The 22,147-nt window shown below is 64.2% G+C and carries 24 protein-coding genes; 14 read left to right on the forward strand and 10 right to left on the reverse strand.

All coding sequences use genetic code 11. The features are described 5' to 3' along the window. The first annotated feature begins 71 nt into the window (after positions 1–71). Together ACWDUN_RS06520 and ACWDUN_RS06525 are read left to right on the forward strand one after the other, a co-directional pair. Positions 72–1,580, forward strand: coding sequence for an NCS1 family nucleobase:cation symporter-1 (locus ACWDUN_RS06520; RefSeq protein WP_449926020.1), 1,509 nt, complete (start codon positions 72–74; stop codon positions 1,578–1,580). Positions 1,581–1,587: 7 nt separating this feature from the next. Beyond that, a complete protein-coding gene (locus ACWDUN_RS06525) occupies positions 1,588–2,310 on the forward strand; it encodes an aspartate/glutamate racemase family protein (protein WP_449926022.1) in 723 nt (240 codons plus the stop codon). 55 nt (positions 2,311–2,365) lie between these two features. Here the strand turns inward: ACWDUN_RS06525 and ACWDUN_RS06530 are convergent, their stop codons facing one another. Next, positions 2,366–3,181, reverse strand: a complete 816-nt coding sequence (locus tag ACWDUN_RS06530) for a bifunctional allantoicase/(S)-ureidoglycine aminohydrolase (RefSeq protein WP_449926025.1) — start codon at positions 3,179–3,181, stop codon at positions 2,366–2,368. Further along, positions 3,178–4,467 carry a DUF6986 family protein gene (locus tag ACWDUN_RS06535; RefSeq protein ID WP_449926028.1) on the reverse strand — a complete coding sequence of 430 codons (1,290 nt, stop codon included), beginning with the start codon at positions 4,465–4,467 and terminating at the stop codon, positions 3,178–3,180. Before ACWDUN_RS06535 ends, ACWDUN_RS06530 begins: the two co-directional genes overlap by 4 nt. Positions 4,468–4,641: 174 nt before the next feature. On the opposite strand from ACWDUN_RS06535, the gene ACWDUN_RS06540 reads away from it, so the two are divergent. From ACWDUN_RS06540 to ACWDUN_RS06560, 5 genes are all read left to right on the forward strand, one after another. Beyond that, positions 4,642–5,403, forward strand: coding sequence for an IclR family transcriptional regulator (locus ACWDUN_RS06540; RefSeq protein ID WP_449926030.1), 762 nt, complete (start codon positions 4,642–4,644; stop codon positions 5,401–5,403). 88 nt (positions 5,404–5,491) lie between these two features. Next, on the forward strand, positions 5,492–6,028 hold the full coding sequence (locus ACWDUN_RS06545) for a DoxX family protein (RefSeq protein ID WP_449926033.1): 537 nt from the start codon (positions 5,492–5,494) through the stop codon (positions 6,026–6,028). A gap of 459 nt (positions 6,029–6,487) precedes the next feature. After that, positions 6,488–7,270, forward strand: coding sequence for a TnsA-like heteromeric transposase endonuclease subunit (locus ACWDUN_RS06550; protein WP_449926035.1), 783 nt, complete (start codon positions 6,488–6,490; stop codon positions 7,268–7,270). After that, the gene (locus ACWDUN_RS06555) at positions 7,252–8,154 is read left to right on the forward strand and encodes a hypothetical protein (protein ID WP_449926038.1); all 903 of its coding nucleotides are present in this window, start codon (positions 7,252–7,254) and stop codon (positions 8,152–8,154) included. The genes ACWDUN_RS06550 and ACWDUN_RS06555 overlap by 19 nt, the downstream gene beginning before the upstream one ends. Positions 8,155–8,327: 173 nt before the next feature. Continuing rightward, complete coding sequence (locus tag ACWDUN_RS06560; protein WP_449926041.1) at positions 8,328–8,954, forward strand: hypothetical protein; 627 nt, start codon at positions 8,328–8,330, stop codon at positions 8,952–8,954. A gap of 261 nt (positions 8,955–9,215) precedes the next feature. On the opposite strand, the gene ACWDUN_RS06565 is transcribed toward ACWDUN_RS06560, so the two are convergent. The 3 genes from ACWDUN_RS06565 to ACWDUN_RS06575 are packed head-to-tail and all read right to left on the reverse strand — an operon-like array spanning position 9,216 to position 11,808. Then, a complete protein-coding gene (locus ACWDUN_RS06565; protein ID WP_024454946.1) occupies positions 9,216–9,632 on the reverse strand; it encodes a tautomerase family protein in 417 nt (138 codons plus the stop codon). A 27-nt stretch (positions 9,633–9,659) separates the two neighbouring features. Beyond that, positions 9,660–10,790 carry a zinc-dependent alcohol dehydrogenase gene (locus ACWDUN_RS06570; protein ID WP_449926046.1) on the reverse strand — a complete coding sequence of 377 codons (1,131 nt, stop codon included), beginning with the start codon at positions 10,788–10,790 and terminating at the stop codon, positions 9,660–9,662. Continuing rightward, positions 10,783–11,808, reverse strand: a complete 1,026-nt coding sequence (locus tag ACWDUN_RS06575) for an alcohol dehydrogenase catalytic domain-containing protein (RefSeq protein WP_024454948.1) — start codon at positions 11,806–11,808, stop codon at positions 10,783–10,785. Before ACWDUN_RS06575 ends, ACWDUN_RS06570 begins: the two co-directional genes overlap by 8 nt. Positions 11,809–11,919: 111 nt before the next feature. Between ACWDUN_RS06575 and ACWDUN_RS06580 the strand changes: the two genes are divergently transcribed. Together ACWDUN_RS06580 and ACWDUN_RS06585 are read left to right on the forward strand one after the other, a co-directional pair. Beyond that, positions 11,920–12,927, forward strand: coding sequence for an AraC family transcriptional regulator (locus ACWDUN_RS06580; RefSeq protein ID WP_449926050.1), 1,008 nt, complete (start codon positions 11,920–11,922; stop codon positions 12,925–12,927). 76 nt (positions 12,928–13,003) lie between these two features. Then, positions 13,004–14,497 carry a flavin-containing monooxygenase gene (locus ACWDUN_RS06585; protein ID WP_449926053.1) on the forward strand — a complete coding sequence of 498 codons (1,494 nt, stop codon included), beginning with the start codon at positions 13,004–13,006 and terminating at the stop codon, positions 14,495–14,497. 652 nt (positions 14,498–15,149) lie between these two features. Here the strand turns inward: ACWDUN_RS06585 and ACWDUN_RS06590 are convergent. From ACWDUN_RS06590 to ACWDUN_RS06600, 3 genes are all read right to left on the reverse strand, one after another. Beyond that, a complete protein-coding gene (locus ACWDUN_RS06590) occupies positions 15,150–15,548 on the reverse strand; it encodes a PIN domain-containing protein (RefSeq protein ID WP_449926056.1) in 399 nt (132 codons plus the stop codon). Positions 15,549–15,568: 20 nt separating this feature from the next. Next, positions 15,569–15,805 (reverse strand): type II toxin-antitoxin system Phd/YefM family antitoxin, encoded by a 237-nt coding sequence (locus ACWDUN_RS06595; RefSeq protein ID WP_173839648.1) that lies wholly within the window; start codon positions 15,803–15,805, stop codon positions 15,569–15,571. Positions 15,806–15,986: 181 nt separating this feature from the next. Next, positions 15,987–17,159 (reverse strand): aromatic ring-hydroxylating oxygenase subunit alpha, encoded by a 1,173-nt coding sequence (locus ACWDUN_RS06600; RefSeq protein WP_449926339.1) that lies wholly within the window; start codon positions 17,157–17,159, stop codon positions 15,987–15,989. Between the two features lie 118 nt (positions 17,160–17,277). On the opposite strand from ACWDUN_RS06600, the gene ACWDUN_RS06605 reads away from it, so the two are divergent. Next, positions 17,278–17,904, forward strand: coding sequence for a TetR/AcrR family transcriptional regulator (locus tag ACWDUN_RS06605; protein ID WP_449926061.1), 627 nt, complete (start codon positions 17,278–17,280; stop codon positions 17,902–17,904). Positions 17,905–18,028: 124 nt separating this feature from the next. On the opposite strand, the gene ACWDUN_RS06610 is transcribed toward ACWDUN_RS06605, so the two are convergent. Beyond that, positions 18,029–18,652: a helix-turn-helix domain-containing protein gene (locus ACWDUN_RS06610; RefSeq protein ID WP_449926064.1), complete on the reverse strand. Its 624-nt coding sequence runs from the start codon at positions 18,650–18,652 to the stop codon at positions 18,029–18,031. A 299-nt stretch (positions 18,653–18,951) separates the two neighbouring features. On the opposite strand from ACWDUN_RS06610, the gene ACWDUN_RS06615 reads away from it, so the two are divergent. The 3 genes from ACWDUN_RS06615 to ACWDUN_RS06625 all read left to right on the forward strand — a co-directional run bounded on the left by ACWDUN_RS06615 (position 18,952) and on the right by ACWDUN_RS06625 (position 20,447). After that, on the forward strand, positions 18,952–19,626 hold the full coding sequence (locus ACWDUN_RS06615) for a DUF1684 domain-containing protein (protein ID WP_449926066.1): 675 nt from the start codon (positions 18,952–18,954) through the stop codon (positions 19,624–19,626). A gap of 58 nt (positions 19,627–19,684) precedes the next feature. Then, complete coding sequence (locus ACWDUN_RS06620) at positions 19,685–20,056, forward strand: nuclear transport factor 2 family protein (RefSeq protein ID WP_449926069.1); 372 nt, start codon at positions 19,685–19,687, stop codon at positions 20,054–20,056. Between the two features lie 88 nt (positions 20,057–20,144). Beyond that, complete coding sequence (locus ACWDUN_RS06625; RefSeq protein WP_449926071.1) at positions 20,145–20,447, forward strand: hypothetical protein; 303 nt, start codon at positions 20,145–20,147, stop codon at positions 20,445–20,447. A gap of 49 nt (positions 20,448–20,496) precedes the next feature. Here ACWDUN_RS06625 and ACWDUN_RS06630 read toward each other — a convergent pair whose 3' ends face one another. Further along, on the reverse strand, positions 20,497–21,126 hold the full coding sequence (locus ACWDUN_RS06630) for a TIGR03086 family metal-binding protein (RefSeq protein WP_449926074.1): 630 nt from the start codon (positions 21,124–21,126) through the stop codon (positions 20,497–20,499). A gap of 61 nt (positions 21,127–21,187) precedes the next feature. On the opposite strand from ACWDUN_RS06630, the gene ACWDUN_RS06635 reads away from it, so the two are divergent. Beyond that, positions 21,188–22,135, forward strand: coding sequence for a helix-turn-helix transcriptional regulator (locus ACWDUN_RS06635; protein ID WP_449926077.1), 948 nt, complete (start codon positions 21,188–21,190; stop codon positions 22,133–22,135). Positions 22,136–22,147: the final 12 nt, after the last annotated feature.

The raw sequence follows: 22,147 nt of genomic DNA on the forward strand, positions 1-22,147 counted from the left end.
AATATCACTTCCACAAAGTGGAATTTGCGGCGGCGCGCAGCGTCGGCGCTCCGAACGTGACAGGCGTATCCATGAGCACAGAGTCCACCGGGCTCATCGACGACTCCAATCGTAACGATGCAACCCCGTCCACCGACGTGAGTCCGCACCTCTACAACGCCGATCTCGCGCCCACCAAGCGCGCAGGTCGGCGATGGGGTGCCTACAACATCTTCACCCTGTGGGCCAACGACGTCCACAGCCTCGGCAACTACTCCTTCGCCATCGGACTGTTCGCCCTCGGCCTGGGCGGGTGGCAGATCCTGCTGGCACTCGGCCTCGGCGGCATCTTCCTCTTCCTGCTGCTCAACCTGTCCGGGTTCATGGGGGAGAAGACCGGGGTGCCGTTCCCGGTCATGAGCCGCATCGCCTTCGGCATCCGCGGCGCGCAGATCCCCGCCCTCATCCGCGGCGCGGTCGCCATCGCGTGGTTCGGCATCCAGACCTATCTGGCGTCGGTGGTGCTGCGCATCATGATCATCGCGCTGGCACCGTCGGCGGCAACCCTGGACACCAACAGCTTCCTGGGGTTGTCGACGCTCGGCTGGATCTCGTTCGTCTCGCTGTGGGTGATCCAGGTGATCATCGTCAGCTACGGCATGGAGATGATCCGCAAGTACGAGGCGTTCGCCGGCCCGATCATCCTGTTCACGATGATCGCGCTGGCCATCTGGGTGCTGGGCAACGCCGACTGGAGCATCGCGTGGACGACGCCCGATTCGCTGACCGGCGTCGACATGTGGCTGCAGATCATCGGCGGCGCCAGCCTCTGGGTCGCCATCTACGGCACATTCGTGCTCAACTTCTGCGATTTCACCCGTAACGCGACGTCCAAGCGCGCCATCGTGCGCGGCAACTTCTGGGGCATCCCGCTGAACATGCTGGTGTTCGGAGCCATCGTCATCACCCTGGCCGGCGCCCAGTTCCGCATCGACGGACGCATCATCGAAGCGCCCGCCGACATCGTCCAGGAGGTGCCGAACACGCTGCTGCTGGTGCTCGCGGCGCTGGCGCTGCTGATCCTGACCGTCGCCGTGAATCTCATGGCGAACTTCGTCGCCCCGATCTACGCGCTGAACAACCTGTTCCCGAAGCACCTCAACTTCCGTCGCGCAGCGTTCATCTCGGCGGTCATCGGCCTGGTGATCCTGCCGTGGAATCTGTACAACTCACCGGCCGTCATCAACTACTTCCTCGGCGGGCTCGGTGCCATCCTCGGACCGCTGTTCGGCATCATCATGGTCGACTACTGGCTGGTGCGCCGCTCCAAGATCAACGTGCTGGCGCTGTTCACGACGGATGCCAACGGCGAGTACCACTACTCGAAGGGCGTCAATGTGCGGGCGGTGGTAGCCCTGGCGATCACGGCGGTGGCAGCATTGTTGCTGGCCTTCGTGCCGGCGTTCAAGGTCATCTCCGAGTTCTCCTGGTTCATCGGTGCAGGGCTCGGCGCGGTCGTGTACTGGGTGCTGGCGGACCGTCGGGGGCCGTTCAACGATGTCTCCGGCGAGCCGATCGCCGTGACGAGCACGCACCACTAGGACTGCCATGAGAATCCTCGTAGCCAACGTCAACACGACGGCCTCGATGACCGACGCGATCGCCGAGTCGGCGCGCGGCGTCGCGTCGCCGGGTACCGAGATCGTCGGCATCACACCGCGTTTCGGCGCGGATTCGTGTGAAGGCAACTTCGAGAGCTACCTTGCGGCCATCGCCGTCATGGACGCGATCACCTCCTATCCCGAACCGTTCGACGCGGTGATCCAGGCCGGCTACGGCGAGCACGGCCGGGAAGGTCTGCAGGAGTTGCTCGATGTCCCGGTGGTCGACATCACCGAGGCGGCCGCCTCGACGGCGATATATCTGGGACACAAGTACTCGGTGGTCACCACGCTGGACCGCACCGTCCCGTTGATCGAGGACCGGCTCAAGCTCGCGGGACTCGACGCCCGGTGCGCGTCGGTGCGTGCCTCGGGCCTCGGTGTGCTCGAACTCGAATCGGATCCCGAGCGTGCGGTCGAGGCGATCGTGCGCCAGGCGCGCGAGGCCGTCGAGAACGATCACGCCGAGGTGATCTGCCTGGGCTGCGGTGGGATGGCCGAACTCGAGGAGAAGGTGTCGGCCGCGACCGGCGTCCCGATCGTCGACGGAGTCCGCTCGGCGGTCACCATCGCCGAGGGCCTGGTCCGGATGGGCCTGTCCACGTCGAAGGTGCGCACCTACGCGACACCGCGTAAGAAGACGGTGATCGGCTGGCCGTTTCAGCTGTAGATCCACGACATGAACGAGACCGGGCGCCCCATCCGAGGCGCCCGGTCTTGTTGTGTCAGAGCATGATCTGGCGATTGACGTCCTTGTACAGCAGGTAACGGAAGTTCGACGGCCCGCCCGCGTAGCAGGCTTGGGGGCAGAAGGCGCGCAGCGACAGGAAGTCGCCTTCCTGAACCTCCACCCAGTCACCGTTGAGGTGGTAGACGGCCTTGCCCTCGAGCATCAGCAGGCCGTGTTCCATGACGTGGGTCTCGGCGAACGGGATGGTCGCGCCGGGCTCGAACGTGACGATGTTGACGTGCATGTCGTAGCCGAGGTCCTGCGGGTCCAGCATGCGCGTCGTGCGCCATTTGCCCTCGGTTCCGGGCATGGCCGACGGTTCGATGTCCTGCTCGTTGCCGAACTTGACCGACACCGGGTGGCCCTCGACGGGCTCGTAGCGCTTGCGGATCCAGACGAACGTGGCGTCGACATCGCCGTTGTTGTGGGCCGACCAGTCCGTGCCGGCGGGCAGGTAGGCGAAGCCGCCCTCGGTGAGTGTCCGGCACTGGCCCGCCGCGGCGACGGTGAGCGCGCCGGAGGTGACGAACAGGAAGCTCTGCACCTCGGGTTGCGGCTCGGGTCGCTGCGCCCCGCCGCCCGGCTTGACCTCGACGATCGCCTGGTAATACGTCGTGGCACCGCCGGCGACCGGTCGGTTGATGATCCACGCGCGGGTATCGGTCCACTCCGGGAAGACGGAGGTGACGATGTCGGAGAGGACGCCGCGGGGGATCACCGTGTAGGCCTCGGTGACGATGGCGCGGTCGGTCAGCAGGTCGGTCTGTGGGGGCAGTCCGCCGCGGGGCGTGTAGTACGACGCTGTGGTCACTGGTTGCTCCTGGTTGTGCGGCCGAGCGCGATATCGCGCACGGTGATGGTGGAAAGGTCGGTGGCGGTTTCGATCTCGTCGGCGGTCAGCGCGCCGCAGACGCTGCCGCGATGGATCACGTTGGCGAGTGCGCGGGCGGTGGCGGGTTCGTCCATGACGGTCGAGTCGAGCTGGTGGACGTAGTTGCGCAGCCGCGTCGCGGCGGGCGCGAAGGCGCCGCGGTAGAACGCGTACGTCGCCAGGTAGCGGGTGACGAGCTGGGCGGGGTGCATGTCCCAGCCTTGGTAGATGCCGCGTTCCAGATGGCGCCGCACCAGGCGCGCGTGCAGCTTCCATGCCATGGCGATGTTGTCGGGGTCACCGACCGGCAGGATGTTGGTCGAGCCGTCGGACAGGTGCACACCGGTGCCGGCGACGGCCAGTTGCATGACGTTCTTGGCGTGGTCGGCCGCCGGGTGCTCCATCGACTGGTAGGCCGCGGCGATGCCGAGCGACGCCGAGTAGTCGTAGGTTCCGTAGTGCAGCGAGCTGACGCGGCCTTGGCCGGCGCTGATGAACTGGGCAACGGGTGCGCGGCCGTCGGCGCCGAGGATCGCCTGTGGCGTTTCGACCTGCACCTCGAAACGGATCCGGCCGTCTGGTAGTCCGTTCGCAGCCTCCAGCGCGCCGGCGACCGCGACCATGGCCTCGACCTGGTCGACGGAGGTCACCTTGGGCAGGGTGAGGGTCAGACCGTCCGGAAGTCCGCCCGATTCGACGAGGCCGCTGACGAACATGTCGAGTGTGCGGAGGCCCCGCTTCCTGGTGCTCGCCTCGAAGCACTTGAAGCGGGTGCCGACGAACGGCGTCGAGGTGCCCGCATCGAGCGCGAGTCGCAGCGCGGCGATCGCCTGGGCCACATCGGCGTCCTCGGTCGCGTCGTCGACGGTGCCATCCGATGGGGAGTAGCCGTCCTCGAAGTCGATGCGCAGATCTTCGATCGGCTCGGAGGTCAGCTTGTCCTGCACGAGGGCGGCGAGAGTCTCGGGCGCACAGTCGGATCCGCTGCCCGTACCGACCATTGCGGCCACCGCGTCCAGTCCGCCTGCACCGGCTGCGGCCGCGAGCGCCGCGGAGCCCCAGTCGGCGGGCATCGTCGCCGAGTACCGGTTGCCGGGGATGTAAACGGTGTGCACGGGTTGGCGCCGACCGTCATCGCCGGGGTATCGGCTCACCAGTTCTGCGTCGGCGGCCGAGAGGCGGCGGTCGACGCCGGCCAGCACCGCATCGTCGAGGCGTCGTGCCACAGGTGTCCCTTCACGTCCTAGAGTTGCCCACACCAGAATTCCACATTGTGGAGTTTTTGGCGAGACCCCAGCGGTCGTGACATGCGAGTTTCGCCGCGGGCTTCAATTCCGTATTGCGGAAGCAATTCCGGAGATGTTGGATGGTCCGAAAGACGTCAACCGAAAGCGGATCACATGGCGGAGAAATCGGGCGGTGTGCAGTCGGTGGAACGCGCGTTCGAGTTGATGGAGCTGATCGGACGCGCCGGAGGGGAGTGCTCGCTGACGGAGTTGTCGGCGGAGTCTCCGCTGCCGCCGCCGACGATTCACCGCCTGCTGCGCACGCTGGTCGGCATGGGGTACGTTCGCCAGCTGCCCAACCGCCGTTACGCCCTGGGACCGAGGTTGATACGGCTGGGGGAGGTGGCGAACCGTCAGTTGGGCGCGGTCGCCGGCCCGGTGCTGCAGTCGTTGGTGGACGAGCTGTCCGAGACGGCAAGTCTGGCGGTGCTCGACGGTGACATGGTGATCTACACCGGACAGGTGCTGCCGTCGAAGCTGATGCGGACCAACAGCGAGGTCGGCAAGCGCGTCGGTCTGCACACGTCCGGTGTGGGCAAGGCTGTCCTGGGCGAGTTGGATGACGCGCGGATACTGAAACTAGTGACGCAGTCCGGGCTTCCGGCGCCGACCGAGAACAGTGCGTCGACGCTTTCGGCGGTGTTCGCGAAGGTCGAGCGGGTCCGCGCCGACGGTTATGCGATCGATGACGAGGAGTTCGAGGTCGGGGTCCGCTCCGTCGCGATGGCGGTGCCTGGCGCGCCGACGCCGATGGCAATCGGCATTTCGGGCCCGTCGGCACGCGTCACCAAGGATCTGATCGCGCGGGCCGTTCCTGCGTTGAAGCAGGCAACCGGCGCGATCTCAGAGGCGTTGATCGGCTGGCGGGAACAGTAGGCCGACAGGTGGTGCCGGAACAACCCTGCCCACCAACGCGTGTGGACGGTATTGACCCGAACCGAAGTTGAGGTTTTATCGTCACCTCATGGAGACTTCAGCGGTTGACGCACAGTCGATAGCCCGTACAACTTCGATCCGCACTGTTGATATCGGACTCCTGTTCCTCCGCATGGTCTTCGGTGCGCTGCTGGCCGCGGCCGGACTCCAGAAGCTCGTGGGATGGTTTGGTGGACAAGGCCTCTCGGCGACGGGCGATACTTTCGAACAGATCGGTTTCCAGCCCGGCGTGCTGTTCGCCGCGGTCGCCGGCATCCTGGAGACTGTCGGCGGGCTGCTGTTGTTGCTGGGTTTGTTCACCCCGCTGGCCTGTGCAATTGTCATCGGCGTCATGATCAACGCCGTGTCGGCCACGCTGTCGGGCGGCTTGTTCGGCACGAACGGCTATCAGCTGGCGTTACTCTATGCCACGGTCGGCGCCGTTGTGGCCTGCACGGGCGCCGGGGCTTTGGCGGTGGATCACGGTCGGTCATGGCAGCGCGAGGGGCCACTGTGGGCCGGGCTCAGCATCGCCGTCGGCGTCGCATCCGCAGCGGCGGTTCTGGTTCTGACGTCATTGCTGTAAAGCACTGAGCCACCGGGGGCGTTGACCTGAATGTCGGGCGGTGATTGGCAATGACTCAGCGGGACTTTGCAATTCGTCACTGTGACGTTTTCGGGTCAGCCAGGAGGCGGGTCGGGAGCGACGACCGTTGGTCCGAATGAAGCGCTCATGCGGCCGCCGCGGCGTGGATACTGAGTTGAGGCGGATGGATCTGATTTCTGCGACCCGCCTCGTTGGCCGCCACTCCGTGCGGAGTCCGCAGACGGCGACGGCGACAGTCCAGCGTCGAGCAACCGTAAGCGGGAGCGAGCGGTCAAGTGTGGAGCGGAGTGCATAGTGGGCCCTGTCCGAAATCGGGCTGCTCCGACACTCTCGCCATTCAGGACATTTCGCCGATAATCTACATTATGTCAAGTAAAGTAAGCCGCGCTCCCTGTCGGGCCCGTCAGCTTGTCGCACCCCCGCAATATGGTCTGGCTCATGTCCAGTCGCACGTCCGTAGACTCATCGGCAGATTCGTCGGCGCAGATCGGGATCGACACGGTCTCGTGGATCATCGCTGACGGGAACGAACGATCGGCTGCGGTGTCGCCCGCCTTGCTTCATGAGCATTTCCACCGAGCTCTGCCCTGGCGTTCCGGCGTCCAGTTTCAGAACCGGCTGAATCGGCATTCGCGGCAGTATTTCGCCTCGCAGCGCACGCATGTGTGGTGCGAATCAGGCTTGGAAGCCGAATCATTGCTGTCGCTGGACTTCGGCGGCCTGGTTCGCCAGATCGCATCGCAGCCGATGAAAATCAGCTTCGCCGACGGCTCGACCCACTTCCCTGACTTCTTCGCCACGCTCCGCAGCGGTGACCAGGTCCTCTATGACGTCAAACCATCGGGTCGCATGACCGATGCGACGGTCGAGCAGTTTGCGAAGACGGCGGACGTATGTCGTACGGTCGGCTGGAAGCATCAGGTGCTGCACGAATTGCACCCGACCAGGCTGCGCAATCTCGAGTGGCTTCGTGCAGCACGGCACACGCGATATCACCCAGGGCGGCCCGAGCTTGACCGGTTGGTTGCGGTGTTCGCCAACGAATGCACATTCCGCGACGGAGCGCTCAAAGCCGATCTCAAACGACCGTACGTTGCAGCCGCGTATATCCGACATCTGTTGTGGCACAAATATTTACGCACTGATTTTGACCAGGTAATTACCGAGTCGAGCCTACTTGAAAGCGTCCACAAGGGAGAACCATGCAACTGCGGAGCGTGAACCTCGGAGACATCGTCACCTGGGACGGCTGCGACTGGATAGTCGACGCCCACGGTGAGCGTGGTACGCGCCTGAACCCCGTGGCAGGCGGCTCGCCCGTCTGGGTCGATCTAGCGACGATCTCCCAAGACGAGTCCTTCGAGCATCATCGTGCAGACACCGAGCATGCCCGGGCGGCGCGCAACCGCGTTGAACTCGCAATGCTTGCGTCGGAAGTTCGTCAGGATGTCCTGTTCTGGCTGCAACACGTGAACGAGGTGCAGTCCGGCCTGATCGATCCACATGACCCGGATGCCCAGCCGCGTGACGGCTACGGCCCAGAGACGACCCTTGAAGAACGCGTGCAGCGCAAGCTTGCTGAACTCGATGCCGCGGGAATTAAAACGTCGCGGCCAAGCCTGTTCCGGAAAGTCGCCAAGTACCGAACGGAAGGTATCGCCGGGCTCGTCGACCGGCGGCTCCTGCGCCGTCAGGAACCACGGCGAATCGCACCCGAGATCGAGGAAGCCGCTCAGCGTGTCGTCGCTGATCATCTCGGTGCGACCAGCCGCGATGTCCTGTACTTCATAGATAAGGTCAAACATCGTGTCCGCCAGGATAATCCGGGGAAAGACGTCAATTGGCCAAGCGACCGCACGATACGACGCTGGCTTACCCCGATGTTGGAAGCAGCCGGCGATGCAATGCATTTGCTCGATGCCGAACCCGCTCATCTCGCGCCCTACGCCGACATCCTGCTGACGATGACCGGCGGAAAAATCGGCGACCTTCGAAGCATTCTTGCCCTCGCGATGGCGAACGCGATCACCGACCGTGATGACACTGGCAGCGAGATCATCACACAGGAGCACCTTGTCGGGGTCGGGCAGATCGGCGTTGCATGAATATCGACCAGCTGCCACGCCAATCAGCGCCCGTCCGCCCGGTTCACCTCGAGACCCCTGGGTCGTATTTCACGCGGCTATGCACAGCGAATTCAATCGACCGTCCGTGGATGGAAACGATTGTCCGACAACGGCGGCGCACCGGAGGCTGCGGTGCGCGAGAATTCGGAGTCATGATTTCCGAACTCGGTGGACCAGAACCTGGAAGATTCGAATCAGCGCACGCATGGGCGCTAATCGGGCACCGGAATCTCCGCGGCCCCTGGGACAAGCAGTCCACCAGCGGCACCGCATGCCTGTCATGCACCGCCGGCACAGCGGTAGCGACCTACCCCCACATCCGATTCGCCTTTTGCCGTCGGCACGGCCAGTGGTTAGGCAAACTTCAACGCCCTGCCGTCCTCGACGCCGACCTCTGGAAGGCCGAGCAGGCCCTGCGCTGCATGGTCCGATCAGGGTACGTAACCCGGGAGCTGTACGAAGGCACCTGGGACGCCGTACGCGATCATGCTTACATGATTGGTGAGAACGCCAAGCCAGAAAGACTCCGGCGAGCACTTGACCAACCCAAATTCACCGTCGGTACCGATGACCGGGTCGCTCTGTTCCCGCAGACAGTGCTGGCGCTTCGCGCCGTGACTCGACCCCAACTGGTCATCTGGGCCGGTCAAGGCACACGGCAGCGGCACGAGATCAGACGCGCATTGACTGACAGTCTCGATTGGGCCGGGGATGACCGATGGCTGCTGGTCAACAATCTGCAGGCGCTGCTTGAGGCACACGTCCGCAGCGTGGCCTGACCCACGCACTCCTCGGCGCCGCAACTTCCAGAGCATTGATCACGATCTGTGGATGTGCCGGTGCTGGTCAGCCTGGAGCCAACCGATCGACATCCCCACGAGCACCACGCCTAGATCGATGAGGAGCACGAGCAGCAGGGCGGCGCCGCAATTCATTGTTAATCGTGCCCACCTGCCAGATCTGACACCAGCAGACACGATCGATGGTCTCTGCGGGTGTCCAAGGTGGTCGTGCCGAACGCTGTAGGCGGTCGCCGTCGGTCAGCCCTTGGCTAGCGCGACGAGATCAGCGTGACGGAAGATTTGGCCTCCCACGGCCCAGGTGCCGTCGGTTTGTTCGTTGATGAGGACCCAGACTCGCAGTGCGTGTTCTGGACCGAGCCCAGCGGCAGCGAGGACGATACTGGTGACTTCTTTTGCCAGCCCGGCCTTGCGGTCGTCGTTGAGCGCGAACTGTGGCACGGTCACGTCGACGCGGAATCGGGGTTCGGTGTCGGCGGCGGTTACCTGTGCGCCTGCCGGCAGTTCGTGGAGGTAGGACCAGCCGAGGGCCTTGAAGAAGTCGTTGTCAGGCGCGCCTTCCCACTTCAGTAGGGTGCGGGCCAGGTCTTGTTGGATGGTTGAGAGGCCGTCCTCGGTGAGGGCGCCGGCGGGTACGGTCAGCTGGACCTGCGGCATTTTCTTTGTCTCCTTTGTTGTTTGGTGCTAGTTGAGGTCGAGTGGGGTTCGGTGCAGGACGACTTTGGTGGCGCGTTCCTGGTAGGCGGCGGGGGCGTCGTTCCAGTCGGCGAGCAGAGTGGTGACGCGTTCGGCTTCGAAACCCGTTTGGGCGATGAATTCGAGTAGTTCGGGGAGCACTGGTCGTACGTGGGAGACGCCGACCTGCAGGGTGACGGAAGTCGCGTACATGTCCATCACGGGCAGCTTTGTGTTGGTGCGGACGTAGTATCCGGTGCCGACACACACTCCGCCGGGTGCGAGAGCGCGGAGCCCTTCGCGAAGGCCCCTGGCATTGGACGCTGCCTCGACGACGACGTCGTATCCGGATCGTCTGGCTGCGGAGCCGCGTTTGGTCACCGCGTGGACGCAGGCGCCGAAGCTGGCGGCGATGGCGAGGCGGTCCTGGTCATCGTCGGTGTAGTCGACCTCGGCCCCGTGAGCGACGGCGAGGCCGGCGGCGTAGAGGCCGATGCTCTTGGCGCCGCCACCGAGCACGAGTACCCGACTGCCGGGCCGCTTTCTCAGCGCCGGCACCACGGTCCGCCATGCATCGGAGAGGTTGTCACTTGCGGCGGCCACCCGTCTTGGGTCGACCCCGGCCGGCACCTTGACGAGCAAGTGATCGGCGTTCGGGACGCGGAGCGTGTCAGCGACCATGCCACCCCACGCTCCACATTGGGGTCCAAAGCCGAATGCGGCCAATGTCTTACCTGGACTGGTTGCAGTCATCGTCGCGCACTTCGCTGTCAAGCCCCGCTGGCACTGCGGGCAGGTCCCGCAGGACAGGGCCCACGGCACGACCACAACGTCACCCACCGCAAGAGTCGTGATGTCGCTTCCCGTGGCGGTGACTTGGGCGACGCATTCGTGCCCAATCCCGAACGGGCCCTGGAACGGTCGCTGTCCGACGATGTGACCGATGACCGGAGCGAGGAGGCGGAGTTTCAGCCCGGCCTGCATCGGCCAGGACACCGGCCGATGCAGTGGCAGGGTGTCACCGTCGCACCGGCTCGCGACGAACGGACGCACCAGGGCGTCCGTGCTCGCCTGGAGGGTCGGCGCAGGTCGGTCGAACCATCGCAGATGGCCGGTGCGCACAAAGGTCAGCTCACGCATCGGGCAGGGTGAAAATCGGTTTGTGGCCGGGGTTTTCGCCGCAGAGTACTTCTGGGATCTGTTCCCAGTCGTAGACGCCGCTGGTGACCAGTTCAGGCTTGATCTTTCCGCTGGCGACGGCGTCGACGATGGGGTCCATGCACGGTCGGGCTTGGCCTTTGCCGTTGTGGAAGTTCACGCCGCGCTGGTAGAGCGAGAGCATCGGGATTTTGACGTCGGCGAAGTAGATACCGACCGAGTTGACACACCCATCGGGGCGCACCGACACCAACACCTTGCGCAGCTTCTCGGGGTCGCAGGTGGCATCGACGGCGAGGTCGTAGTGGTCCTCGATCGGCCCGTTGATATCGCGTACCTCGGCGCCGACCGACTCGGCCACAGCCATCCGGACCGGGTCGTCGTCGTAGAACACGACTCGTCCGCCAGCAAGTGCGGCTCCGACTTGGGCGACGTAGAGGCCGATGGAGCCGGTGCCACCGAACACGGCGATCTCGGGATTGGTGAGCCCTTCCTTTTGGCATGTCGCGATGGTGGTTTCCCAGCCCAGGGCGAGATTGTCCGAGAGCGAGGCAAGGTGGATGGGGTCGACCGTGCCGGGAAGAGTCAGGCAGTTGTACGAGGCGTATGGGACGCGGATCAGTTCGGAGAAGGTCGAACCCCATTCGCCGCGGATCGGCAGGCCGTACTGAGAGCCTGAGTGGTTTTTGCAGTTCGACGGGAGGCCGGCCTGACAACGCTCGCAGGTGCCGCACGCGATGTGCCACGCCACCGACACGACATCGCCGACCTTGAGGGTGCACTCGGTGCCGACTTCGACGACACGGGCAACGCACTCGTGGCCTATCCGGAACGGGCCCAGCATCGACAGGGGCACCTTCTCCTGGATCGTCCACTGATCCAGGTCGCAGGTGGTAGCTGCGACGGGACGCACCAGAGCGTCAGTCGGGTCGACGATGGTGGGTGCGTCGACTTCGTCGAACCGCAATTCGCGGGGGCCAACAAAAGTCACGGTGCGCATACGGAATGCTCCTGGTGTCGGGGACGATCTTGCGCTTGAGTGTTCGTTGACTCGGCAGCATACTTTTGCCTTTACGCGACAAAGCCTTGTCTTTACGCGACAATCTCGGGTGTGACGGTTGTTCGTTCCGCGACGCTACGAGGCTTCCGCGAGGTCGTGACAGGTCTGGGCGGTAACCCGGTGGACCTGGTGTTGCGGTTCGGCTTACCCCCCGAATGCCTGGGTCAGGACGACGTCCTCATCGATGCGCCCGCAACGACCGCGATGTTGGAAGACGCGGCCGCGGTGCTGGATTGCCCCGACCTCGGGCTGCGGCTGGCGGCCGCCCAGTCGCTGTCGGTGCTGGGACCGTTGGCGGTGGCGGTCACGAACTCGCCCACCATCGGCGACGCCATCGACTGTTTGACCCGCTACATCTCGGTGCACAGCCGCATGGTCACCCTGACCACCGAACTCGACCCGCTCGGTAAACCGGCAACAATTGCGCTGGTGTATCGGCCTGCCGGCCGCTCGGGCCCCGTACAGGCCGGCGACCTTGGTGTCGGATCGGCGCACCGGGTGATCAGTTACCTCAATCGCGGCCCGTACACGTTGCGCAGCGTCGAACTGCCGTATGCGCCCGCGGCTCCGCTGGCGGTGCACCGCGAGTTCTTCGGCGCTCCGGTGCATTCCGGTCGAGTGCAGGGCGGCGTGATGCTGAGGCTGGCCCATGATGTGCTCGCGACACCGCTACGCGGGGTGGACGACACCATTCACCAACTGGCCCTGGCCTACCTCGCGCGCCGCAGCGCCACCCAGGGCCACGACGTCATTTCCCGGGTACGCACCGCCGTCCAAGAATCACTGGGCACCGGCACGACCGACTTGGACGCCGTCGCCCGGCTCCTGATGCTGCATCCGCGCACGCTCCAACGGCAGCTCGCGGCCGCGGGAACCTCGTTTGAACAGATCGTCGACGACGAACGCCGCAACAAATCGTTGCGGCTGTTGGTCGGCACAGAACTGCCGATCGGGCAGATCGCCGCGATGATCGGGATGAACGAGCAGGCGTCTTTCACACGTGCCGCGCGGCGCTGGTGGCAGGCCACCCCCACGCAGATGCGCAAGCGTCGCCGCTGAAACGATTGTCGTCAAATGCTAATTGAATGTCGCATAATGACAAATCTGTAGCCTCCGGTTGCGCGAAGGTTGACCCATGACTCTTCGCGACACCGTGCCTCGGCCGGCACCGCTTCCAGCTCACGTTGACGTCCTCGTGGTCGGCGCCGGGCTGTCCGGCGTCGGCGCTGCCTACCGGCTGCAGACCGAATGCCCCGACCGGTCGTACGTCATCCTCGAAGCCCGCGACACCCTCGGCGGCACCTGGGATTTGTTCCGCTACCCAGGGATTCGCTCGGACTCGGACATGTTCACCCTCGGTTATCCGTTCAAGCCATGGAAGGATGCCAAGGCCATCGCCGACGGCGCATCCATTTTGAGCTACATCCGGGAGACTGCTGAGGAATTCGGCATCGACAAGCACATCCGCTACGGCGCGAAAGTCACCTCGATCGACTGGTCCAGCCGAAACCGAATCTGGAACATCACCATCGAGCGGGGCGGTCAGACCACGCCGATGACGGCTGCGTTCGTCTATGCGTGCGCCGGCTACTACAACTACGACGCGGGATATGCGCCAGAATTTCTGGGCCAGAGGAACTTTCGGGGTCAGATCGTGCACCCACAGTTCTGGCCCGATGACCTCGACTACGAGGGGAAGAACGTCGTTGTCATCGGGTCCGGGGCCACCGCGGTGACCCTGGTGCCGGCGATGGCATCGGAGACGACGCACGTGACGATGCTGCAGCGCACGCCCACTTGGATCAGTGCGGTGCCGAGTCGAGATAAGAAAGCCGACTGGCTGCGCGAACATCTCCCGGAGCGGCTCGCGCATCGAGTGGCGCGGGCCAAGAACGTGGCATTCAACATCGGGTTCCACCAGTACTGCGAACGGTTTCCAAAACGGGCTCGCACACTGCTGCAGTCCCAGACCACCCGCATCCTAGGCCCTGACGCCGTCAGGGAGCACTTCACTCCGACCTACCGCCCGTGGGAACAGCGCTTGTGCGCAGCTCCCGGCGCCGACATCTTCAAAGCGATAAAAGCCGGCCACGCGGACATCGTCACCGACACCATCAACGAGTTCGTGCCCGACGGCATTCGCCTCACCTCCGGCCGGGTTCTGCAGGCCGACATCATCGTGTCCGCGACCGGGCTGCAGCTATCCACCTTCGGCGGCATCCAGCCACAGATAGACGGAAAGACCGTGGACTTCGCCGACCAGTTTGTGTGGAAGGGCGCCATGGTCTCCGGGCTCCCGAACTTCGCGTTCTGCATCGGCTACACGCGTCTGTCCTGGACACTGCGCGCCGACCTCTCATCACGGTTGGTGTGCAAGGTATTGAACTGGATGAAATCAAAGAACCTCGACGCCGTCGCACCGGTCGCTGACGATTCGATGGAAGCGCTGCCACTGTTCGGACTCACCTCCGGATACGTGCAGCGGTCGGTCGGAGCATTCCCGAAACAGTCCACCAGAGCGCCGTGGAAGATGGCACAGAACTACGTCCTGGACGCCGCAGCCACACTGCGTAATGACTTCGCCCGCACCCTAAAACCCGTCGCGAGGACAGACCGCAATGCTGCTTGACCCCGGCCTTGCGGCCTTGCTCCACCGGATTGCGGCGGCACTCTCGAAGTCCTTGCGGGCGGCGGCCTTGCGTTCATCGCTCAGCGCTGGCATACCTTGTGGCCAAACGCGTTTGAGTGGCGGTGTGGCGAGGAACGGCCCTTCGATGTCGAGCAGTTCGAGCCAGGCTCAGCGACGCGGTGGACTCATCGGCGGGACTGCGCCGGAGGTCGTGTGCCTGGACGTTGGCTACGGCCCATGTCGAACCGCGAACCTCGACAACCTGACCAGGCTCGGGAAGAGGGGGCAACTTGCCCCGCCCAGGATGCTTGTCAACGAGCAACGGCAGTCTCAACCCCGGTCACGGCGGTAAACATATCGCCACGTGCCGACATTGGGTCGGAACTACCCGATCGCGGTCGTGGCAGCCGCTGAACGCTGTACTCGTCGATGGCGACGAGGACAATACGTGCGGTTGTCCAACCCGGCGGTTGGGTCGAAAGCCGAACACCGCACCGCACAGCTCAACAAACCTGCTGACAAAGCGGCGCGCCAATGCTGTTTGTCTCAATTCATTTGTCACCGAAGTCGACAACACGGACCCGATCCCAGCGGATAACGAGTCTCAACTGTCTGTCACTGGTCTCAGATTCGTTGTCACCCAACATTGCCCCTATCGGTGATGCGGGTGAGTAACTGACCGCAGCTCCAGTCGCGGGATTCCCGTGAAGTCGGCGGGGTTACACGTGTACAGCGGCACTCCATGTGCGATTGCACTGGCCGCAATGAGCGCGTCGTAGGCGCGCGCAGCCGGCTTGCGACCCGCCGCGTGCAGCGCCGCCGCTACGGCTCCAAACGCCCGGGCGCAATCTCCATCGAACGGTAGGACGTCGAAATCCGCCTCGGCCTGCTGCAGGTGCTGCTGCCGAGCACCGCGCTCAGCATCGTCGTTGGTGACGTGTGGACCTACGGACAGCTCGGCCAGCGTGATCGCGCTGATCACCGATTCATCGGGAAGCTCGGCTGGGTCAGACAGCTGACCCAAAAGGATCACCGTCGAGGTATCGAGCATCCCCCGGCTCGGAGTTTGCGTCACAGCGACGGGTCGATGAGATTGTCGATATCGCGCCGGAGGGCATCCGGGTCCACCGGCGGGAGATTCTTGCGGCGACGAATCAGTTCCGCAGGTCCTGCGCTCGAACGAGGCAACGGCCGTAGCTCAGCAACAGGTGTCCCGTCCCGAGTGATGACGATGCGCTCGCCATGCTCGACACGGCGCAGAACGTCTCCTCCACTGTTGCGCAGTTCGCGCACCGTGACTGCATCCACGTACGAAGTGTATCACCGGTGAGACGTCAAGGCAGCGCACCCACACTGCACCGTTGCGCACGCGAGAATGTGCAGGGTTACCAGTACTACATTGCATCGGATGAAGCGCCGACCCACCGGTGAAACGGGTGTGCGTTTCATATCCAAGAAGCGAGACGACTCACAAAATGTCTCGACCCGGCTACTGCAGCGCCACGCCTAGTTCCTGCGCAAACACCTTGATCATATGTTGCACGCCAATCTCGTTGCGGCCGATCAACATGTGGTCGTGCTGACCGTGCCGGACACCTTCACCACACTGCGGCAGCATCACAAAGTCCTCGTCGACAACCGCCGCGTGCACACTGTCGTACACCTGGTCGTAGACCGCGCGCATCTCATCATCGGTGGCTGGCACGCGACCCATCCAGCTGTGCCGCACCGAGCACCGAGTCGGTTCCCCGGCGGGCAGGATATCGATGATCTCCACGCCGATCGGACTGTTGGCCAGGATGAGATTGGGATAGATCCAGTAGATGAGGCCCATGTTCTGGTGCGGATCCCATGAGCCCGACGGATCGTCGGCGAGGTTGCTGACCCAGCTAAACGGGAAGCCGATTCGGTGGTGCTTGCCGAACTCGTCGTAGACTCCCGTGTCCGGCAGCGTATTCTGGCCAATCACGCTCTCCCCGTGGACGAATGGGAAGTGATAACCCTCGGCGAAGGCCTCCAGCGCACCCTTCCATGACACCTGCGACTGGAATTCCTGGTCGGTGTGATAACCGTAGTCGGCGTAGTTCATCGACGCGATTTCCAGCCCGATCGGGCCGAGATGGGCGTCGACGTCGATGCTCCCGTCCGCCGTCAAGACCGCCCAAATGAAGCCGTGGCGTTCCTGATTCGGCAGCTCCACCAACCCGTAGTCAGCCTTGTCCATCGAATCGAAGCCGGCCTTGCCTGGCACCATGAACAGATCGCCGGTATTGCGATAGCTCCACGCATGGTACGGACACACGAACCGAGAGGCATTGCCTGATCCGCAGGCCGGCATGGCGCCGCGGTGACGGCAGTAGTTGAGAAAGACGTGACTCGTGCCGTCGCGGTCGCGGGTCACCAACAGCGAGTCCCCCAGCACCGATCGCACGACGTAGTCATTGGTGTTGGGCAGTTGAGCTGACGGCACGATCGCCAGCGGGACCCGGCGCAGGATGTGCGTTTCCTCGATCTCGGTGATCTTCGGATCTCGGTAGTAATGCATCGGAACTTTGAGCTCCCGCACGGCCATGTCGGTGGTCTTGTCAATCGCGTGCCGCAGCGCCCGCCTGGTCAGTTCCGCGTTTTGGTTGTCGACCGGACCTACGGCGACGTCTGTCATGGTGGCCCCCTTCTGGGTGTGAATGCCCACATTGACCATACAACGGATATCGATTGTTTGGTCACGATCGGGCGACGTGTTCAGGACATGGCCGGTCATGAGATGACACGATGCGCCTATGCGCAGACACGGCTGGGCGGGCGACATGCCCGTTGACGACGACGAGGCGATCCACCGTATTGTCGGGGTGGCCCGTGCGTCGATCGACGCGACAGGCTCGGTCAGTGTGTCCGAGGTGGCCACCCAGTTGGGCATTACGCGCCAGACGGTGTACCGCTACTTCCCCACCCTCGACGCGCTGCTGGCGGGCACCGCGATGTCTGCCGTCGGCGAGTTCCTCGACCGTCTGGCCAGGGACCTGGAATCAATCACCGATCCGACCAGCGCCGTCGTCGAAGGCATCGCGTATACCCTTGAGCGGCTGCCCGAGGATCGCTATCTCGGTCTGGTCATGGAGCCCGGTCGAGCCAGCGCCTTCGCCGCAGGAATCACCTCAGAGACGGCCATCGCGTTCGGGCGCTCAATCCTGGAGCGGTTCCACGTGGATTGGGACGCGGCGGGTTTCAGCGGGCCGCGACTCGACGAGCTCATCGAATTCATGCTTCGAACGCTGCAGTCCTTCATTCTCGATCCGGGCGGGTCGGAACGGCACGGGGCAGAGCTGCGTGGTTATCTGCGTCGCTGGGTCGCGCCGGCCGTCGACCAGCACAGCTCCAGCGGAGTAGCAGGAGCGCAACGGCGCTGAGCCAGACGATCCGGCGAGCTGGCATGTCTCGCCTCGCACATCCCCACGCACAGCGCAGCAGCCCGCATCGAGATCGGCGCGCTGGTCAACCCTCGCCTGGCGCACCCGATCCGTGTCTGGCCCGTCATTTCGGATCGCGTTTGATCGTCGGCGTTGTCCGCAGATGGGCTCGTTCGCCCTGTTTGCCGAAGAGACATATGAACTCTACTGATCGGTCATCGGCGAGACCGAACCAGTGTGGGGTATGTGTGTCGAATTCGGCGGCTTCGCCCGGCGAGAGCACGAGATCGAGGTCCCCGAGGACAAGTCGAAGCCGCCCATCAAGGACATAGAGCCACTCGTAGCCTTCGTGGATTTCTACGTCGGGATGCTTTCGCCCGCTATCGGCGGGTATGACGAACTTGTAGGCCTGTACGCCGCCGGCTCGCCGAGTCAACGGCAGCACGCTGACACCGTTGTGAGTCACGGGCCGTATATGGATACGCGGGTCACCGGTGGGCGGAGCGCCGACCAGCTCATCGAGCGTGACACTGAGCACCTTGGCCAGAATAAGCAGCTGCTCTAAATGCGGCCTCCGAGAACCTGATTCGACGCGCGAGAGAGCGCTGACTGCGATGCCGGTGAGAGTCGAAAGCTCGGCCAGCGTCATCTCACGCTGCCGCCTCAGCGCTCGCAGACGCGGCCCGACCGCGTCGATGGTCTGGTCGATGCTGTTGTCCACGGGTTCATTTTGACATATCGGCAACATAACTTGCCGGCGATGACGGCACCGTCGCATGCTGCTCGCCGTGGAGATCGTGCCGCAACCGACGAGTTCAGAGACAGCGATGGCCGCGCGTCGGCGGCTATTAGTCGTCGGCCGGCGCCACCTGACAGTTCGACCACGACGCATCACCCGAAGAACGGAGTACCGAACCCGAAATGTCTTCTAGCACCCCAAGCACGTACTCGCCTCAGGACCACGAAGCGTGGAAGGAAGCCCGTTGGGCCGAAGTCGCCGGACCACGGGGTCTCGCAGGAGTTGTCCTGATGGAGAGGATCAGTACGGTGGGACAGATCCTTGCTGGTGTCCCGGGACGTTGGAACCCGCACGCCGCCGATGGCCTGACCCTGTCTGCCGGATGCGCCGACGAGGTGACCGTTGACGGCGAGCAAGTCGATGGCACTGTGACCATCAGCGCCCAATCCGAAATTGTGTTTTGTGGCGCACGTATCGGATCTGTCGGCGGCGGTGACGGCGTCTATGGCCTGCGCGTATGGGACCCCAACGCACCGACCTTTTCCAGACTCCGGGCAATAGACACCTACCCGTTTGACCCGAACTGGGTCATCGACGCCGAGTATCGGCCGGCGCCTGCCGAAAGGGTCGTCGCGGTACAGAGGGTCACGACGCCACCGAGCATGGAGGAGGTCCGCTCTCCGGGTGACCTCATATTCGAGATTGCAGGCGACCAGCACACCTTGCAGGTGATCGAGACGTTCCCCGGCCAGCGTCTCGTGGTGTTCACCGACTCCACCAGTGGGGAGCAGACACCCGGCATCGGGCGCTGGCTCATCCTTTCAGACCCCGAGTCCGGCGCGCTGACGGTCGATTTCAACCGCGTGGTCTTGGCGCATCACAGCTTCTCTCCAGTGTTTCCGTGCCCCCTTCCACCGGTTGGCAACCACCTGCCGCTTCGCGTCGAAGCAGGAGAACGGGCACCACTGTTTTCCGACGACTAACTGCTTCGGTACCTCAGTCACGCTGTCCCGCAATGATATTGAAAGGCCCACGAATCCAATGACTCAAGAAAACAAGGCAACTGCTGTCCACTACCTGCGACTGCTGGAGAAGGGCGACTTCACTGGAATGCGGACGCTATGTACCCCGACTGCGACCGTGTGGCATAACGACGGCCAGGGTGAGCAGGGCATCGAGGAAAACCTGGCCGGACTCGAAAAGATGACGATCGGGAACATCGCGTCGCTGCGCTACGACATCATCCGTCAATTCGATCGCCCGGACGAGGTACTTCAACAGCACGTCTTGAACATCACCAACGCTGATGACTCGGTCATCGAACTGCATGTCGCGATGTACTTCGGTTTCAAGGACGGCCTGATCAACCGCATCGAGGAATACGCCAACTTCGCGACACCATCACCCGACTGATCCGGATGCCGTCAGTGGGACCCCGAGGGACTGCAGCGGCTTTCGGCGGGGTATCGACTTCACCTACATACGCGGGTTTCGTGTCACAGTGGTTCCCTGGGCCGCTGATTTGAACTATCCGGGTTTCGAGACCCACGGCGTCGGGCAAGATCAACTCATGCGAAAACTTCCACTCCGCACGACCGCCGCCATCCTCGCGGCCGCGCCCATCGCCGCCATGTCGCTCTTCGGGGCCGGGATCAGTTCGGCAGAACCGCTGAACTGCGTCAACGGCCAGTTCTGGGATCCGATCACCAACACCTGTCAGACGCCGCGCCCTGCGGAGGCCTGTGCGCCCGGTCAGTACTGGAACGCCCTGTCCAATGTCTGCCGGCCAGTCGGTCTCCTCTAGTCCCGTTCACAGCCACGCGGCACGAGAGCTTTGTCGTGACCTGCGGCCGTCAGGAACGACGGCGCGGATCCCTACCGTTCCAGGCGACGAGGCGGTCGATCATGGGCGCATCGTCTGAGATCGGAACAGCCTCGGCAAACGGGACGGCCATCTCGTCCAGGCCCCTCTGCGCTGAGATCTCCGCGTACAGCGCGCGACGATTCGCTGCCGGCAACATCCGGCGCGCCCCGCCGAATGCCACGGTGACGACGGCATCATCCCAGTCGGGTTGTTGACCGGTAGCCGTCGCGAGATCCCAGGTGTGGACCGTCAGTTCGGAGAAGTACGACGCCAATACCTCGGCGCCGCTGCCTTGGATCCACGGCAGGGCCATCGGTCGCGCGAGCACGGCGTCGTCACTCCAGGCATCCGCCGCACGCCTTCCCGACTCCTGCCAGGCAACGGGCCAGCGATCGTCGGCCACTGCAACTTCGGTGACGGCGAAGGGATCTGCTCCGTTGCCGAGCGCGGCAACTCGGTCCAGCACGGAGATGAGGTGACCGAGCAGGGCCCGCACATCCATGTCCGCGCATGGCGTCGGGTCGGTGAGTTGCTCGGCCCGGACACCGGCGATGACGACGCCGCCGGTGGCGATGGCACGGTCGAGGATGACCCGGGGGTCTTGGCTGGATGCGATCATGGCGCCATTGTGACGGCAAAACCGGTCACCTCATGACCGGTTTATGTGACAGTGTGGTGACATGCGGGCCGATCGGCTGGTAGCCACACTCCTGTTGCTGCAACACCGCGAGCAGGTCACGGCCGCCGAGGTCGCCCTGGAGTTGGAGGTATCCGAGCGCACCGCCCGCCGGGACCTCGACGCGCTGAGCGGCGCCGGGGTGCCCGTGTACGCCGTGCCGGGCCGCGGAGGCGGGTGGCGACTGTTGGGTGGCGCTCGCACCGACCTGTCCGGGTTGACCGCGGGCGAGGCTCGCGCACTCTTTCTTGTCGCCGGACCCGCCTCGACGGCGACGCCGAGCGTGAAAGCCGCTCTGCGCAAATTGGTACGTGCGCTGCCCGAACCCTTCCGGGACGAGGCCGCGGCGGCCGCGACATCGGTCGTCGTGGACTCCCGACATTGGGGATCCAGCCGGCCCGAACCGCGTCCACCCCGCTTTCTCGACACCCTGCAGGAGGCGGTGATCCGCGGCGCCCAGGTACGGCTCGGCTACGTCGACCGGAAGGGCTCACCGACCCAACGCACCGTGCATCCGCTGGGCATCGTGGCCAAGGGACCGACGTGGTATCTGGTCTCCGGGACAGACACCGGCCGACGGACCTTCCGGATCGACCGCGTCTCCTCGGTCGAGTTGACCGACGATGCTGTCGAACGGCCTCGGGGATTCGACCTTGCCGCGAGCTGGCGCGAGATCGCCGACGAGGTCGATCGCAGGCGCACTCCCCTTTCGGCCCAGGCCATCTGCGCTGCGGACGGGCTCGAACTGCTCCGGAGGGTGGTCGGTGGCCGCCTCGAAGTCGGCGGCTCCACAGCCGACGGCCGGATCGAGGTCGTCATCCGCGGCCGCGACGAGTTCGTGCTCGCCGGCGAACTTGCCTGGCTCACCGAATGGCTCGAAGTCACCGGCCCGCCGGGTGTGTGCGAGCAACTGGCTGCGATCGGCAACGCACTGGTGGCACGCTACGGCTGAGGCGGACGCGCC

It is taken from the genome of Mycobacterium sp. NPDC003323 (genome assembly GCF_053589535.1).

Bases quoted from the DNA above. Each gene is read 5' to 3' on its own strand.
- ACWDUN_RS06545 (WP_449926033.1), top strand. From the start codon at position 5,492: ATGGAGACTTCAGCGGTTGACGCACAGTCGATAGCCCGTACAACTTCG.
- ACWDUN_RS06630 (WP_449926074.1), bottom strand. From the start codon at position 21,126: ATGATCGCATCCAGCCAAGACCCCCGGGTCATCCTCGACCGTGCCATC.
- ACWDUN_RS06540 (WP_449926030.1), top strand. From the start codon at position 4,642: ATGGCGGAGAAATCGGGCGGTGTGCAGTCGGTGGAACGCGCGTTCGAG.
- ACWDUN_RS06585 (WP_449926053.1), top strand. From the start codon at position 13,004: ATGACTCTTCGCGACACCGTGCCTCGGCCGGCACCGCTTCCAGCTCAC.
- ACWDUN_RS06570 (WP_449926046.1), bottom strand. From the start codon at position 10,790: ATGCGTGAGCTGACCTTTGTGCGCACCGGCCATCTGCGATGGTTCGAC.
- ACWDUN_RS06575 (WP_024454948.1), bottom strand. From the start codon at position 11,808: ATGCGCACCGTGACTTTTGTTGGCCCCCGCGAATTGCGGTTCGACGAA.
- ACWDUN_RS06635 (WP_449926077.1), top strand. From the start codon at position 21,188: ATGCGGGCCGATCGGCTGGTAGCCACACTCCTGTTGCTGCAACACCGC.
- ACWDUN_RS06565 (WP_024454946.1), bottom strand. From the start codon at position 9,632: ATGCCGCAGGTCCAGCTGACCGTACCCGCCGGCGCCCTCACCGAGGAC.
- ACWDUN_RS06525 (WP_449926022.1), top strand. From the start codon at position 1,588: ATGAGAATCCTCGTAGCCAACGTCAACACGACGGCCTCGATGACCGAC.
- ACWDUN_RS06620 (WP_449926069.1), top strand. From the start codon at position 19,685: ATGACTCAAGAAAACAAGGCAACTGCTGTCCACTACCTGCGACTGCTG.
- ACWDUN_RS06600 (WP_449926339.1), bottom strand. From the start codon at position 17,159: ATGACAGACGTCGCCGTAGGTCCGGTCGACAACCAAAACGCGGAACTG.
- ACWDUN_RS06555 (WP_449926038.1), top strand. From the start codon at position 7,252: ATGCAACTGCGGAGCGTGAACCTCGGAGACATCGTCACCTGGGACGGC.
- ACWDUN_RS06520 (WP_449926020.1), top strand. From the start codon at position 72: ATGAGCACAGAGTCCACCGGGCTCATCGACGACTCCAATCGTAACGAT.
- ACWDUN_RS06560 (WP_449926041.1), top strand. From the start codon at position 8,328: ATGATTTCCGAACTCGGTGGACCAGAACCTGGAAGATTCGAATCAGCG.
- ACWDUN_RS06605 (WP_449926061.1), top strand. From the start codon at position 17,278: ATGCGCAGACACGGCTGGGCGGGCGACATGCCCGTTGACGACGACGAG.
- ACWDUN_RS06610 (WP_449926064.1), bottom strand. From the start codon at position 18,652: ATGTTGCCGATATGTCAAAATGAACCCGTGGACAACAGCATCGACCAG.
- ACWDUN_RS06590 (WP_449926056.1), bottom strand. From the start codon at position 15,548: ATGCTCGATACCTCGACGGTGATCCTTTTGGGTCAGCTGTCTGACCCA.
- ACWDUN_RS06550 (WP_449926035.1), top strand. From the start codon at position 6,488: ATGTCCAGTCGCACGTCCGTAGACTCATCGGCAGATTCGTCGGCGCAG.